This is a genomic window from Methylobacterium sp. B1 (assembly GCF_000333255.1).
Lineage (GTDB): Bacteria > Pseudomonadota > Alphaproteobacteria > Rhizobiales > Beijerinckiaceae > Methylobacterium > Methylobacterium fujisawaense.
In genome coordinates this window covers 1-1954 of the sequence record NZ_BACT01000119.1, presented here as the reverse complement: position 1 = coordinate 1954, position 1954 = coordinate 1, and the positions used below count along the sequence as shown (strand labels likewise).

The following is a 1954-nucleotide window of genomic DNA, read 5'->3' as shown; positions in this document are numbered from 1 at the left end:
AGGGGGGGCCCCGATCGAGTTGGCGACGCCGAGATCCGCTGCCGGGCGGCTTGCCCTGTTCCCGCCCGGCCCGTGGCGCAGGAATTCGCCCGGGTCCTGGCCGGGCTGCAGCTACCGCCCGGGGGCACGATCCGGATCGGCGATCACGACCTGTCCACCCTGCCGCGACGGGATCACGCGCACCGCATCGCGTATGCCGGCATCCAACCCGTGCTGTTCCCGGGAACGCTGCGCGACAATGTCCTGTACGGGCTGCGCGTCCAGCCGCTGCGCACGCACGTCCTCGATCTCAGCAAGACGCGGATCAACGAGGCGGTGAAGACCGGCAATCCCTGCGACAGCGTCGACGATCCCTGGATCGATTTCGGACGCCTCGGGGTTCGCGACGCCCTGGATCTCGACGATCGTCTGCTCGACCTGCTCGGCCGGCTCGACCTCGGCGACGATCTCTACAGGTTCGGGCTCGGCGCCCTCAGTTCGGTGGCCCACGACACGCCGGTGGGCCAGCGGATGATCGCGGCGCGGGAGCACCTACGGGAGCATTTCGCCCAGAAGGGCCTCGCCGACCTCGTGATCCCGTTCGCCCGGGGCCGCTACAACGATCAGGCGACCGTGGCGGAGAACCTGCTGTTCGGCGTCCCCCGGGATACGTCGCTGACGGATCCGCGCCGTCTCGCCGGCGTGCCCATGTTCCGCGAGGCGCTGGAGAAGGTGAAGCTCCTCGACGAACTCGACCGGATGGGCGTCGCCATCGCCAGCAACCTGAAGGACATTTTCGCCGACGTGCCGCCGGGCCACCCGCTGTTCCGGCGGTTCTCGCTGATCACCCCGGACGCGCTGCCGGATTACCTGCGCCGCCTCGGTCGCCTACCCGCGGCAGGGCGCCTCAGCGAAGCCGACAGCGTGGCCTTCCTGGCGCTGGCCCTGGCCTATGTCGAGCCGCGGATGCGCTTCGGCCTCCTCAATCAACCGCTGACCAAGCGGATCGTCGGCGCACGGGGTGTCGTGCAGGGCTTCATGCACGGCGACGACGGATACGACGTCGAATCCTACGATCCGAACCGGATCAACCCGCGCAGCACCGTGCTGGACAACCTGTTGTTCGGCCGCATCGACACGGTGCGGATGCACGGCGAGACGCTGATCCAGCGGGAAGCCCGCGCGGTGTTCCGGGAATTCGACCTGGAGCGGCCGATCCAGCGGCGCGGCCTCGAGAAGGAGGTCGGAAATCGCGGGCAGCTCCTGCCGGAGCGGGTCCGGGTGCGAATTGGCCTCGCCCGGGCGATCCTGCGCGAGCCGGAGATCCTCGTGGTCGACCGGGTGGACGAGCATCTGGAGCGCGGCGTCGGGACGCTGCTCGACGTGACGGAGGCCACCCTGCCCCGGGCCAGCCTGGTGGCCAGCCTCTCGACGGACTCGGATCCGGCCCGCTTCCCCGCGCGATTGGCGCTCGGAAGTGCCGAAACGCGCCTGCGGACGGCCGCGGAATGACGTAGGCGTGGCCGGTCCGCGCGGCGTGCGGGCGGCGGTTTACAGGCTTGCCCGTCTTCGGCACAGGATGGCGCCACATGCCCATACTTTCGGACGCGAGCGCGAGACCGGACCGGACGACCCCGAGCCTTGCCGGCCTGCCGCGCGTGGTGCCGCCGCACCGTGCGCCACCGGAGCGGGAGCTGCCGCTCGCCGCCTACCTGCGCTCGATTCGCGACAACGCGCTGGAGGGGTTCCCCCGGCGCGCCTTCGAGGAGCCGGTCACCCGCCGGGGGCTTCTCGGACGGTCGAGCTTCGTCCTGAGCGACCCGGAGGCGATCCGCCGGGTTCTGGTCGAGAATCAGGCGAACTACGCCCGCACCACCGGAACGACCCGCATCCTGCGCCCGATCCTCGGCGACGGACTGCTGATCAGCGAGGGTTCGGCCTGGCGGCACCAGCGCCGGACCCTTGCGCCCGCCTT

1 protein-coding gene and 1 pseudogene are annotated in these 1954 nt (G+C 70.6%); both read left to right on the top strand.

Features of this window, described 5'->3' with window-relative positions; genetic code table 11:
* Nucleotides 1-1491 (top strand): annotated as a pseudogene (locus I53_RS03560) (ABC transporter ATP-binding protein); the annotation flags it as partial.
* 77 nt (nt 1492-1568) lie between these two features.
* The coding region (locus I53_RS03555; protein ID WP_043346747.1) for a cytochrome P450 at nt 1569-1954 on the top strand (386 nt) is incomplete at its 3' end.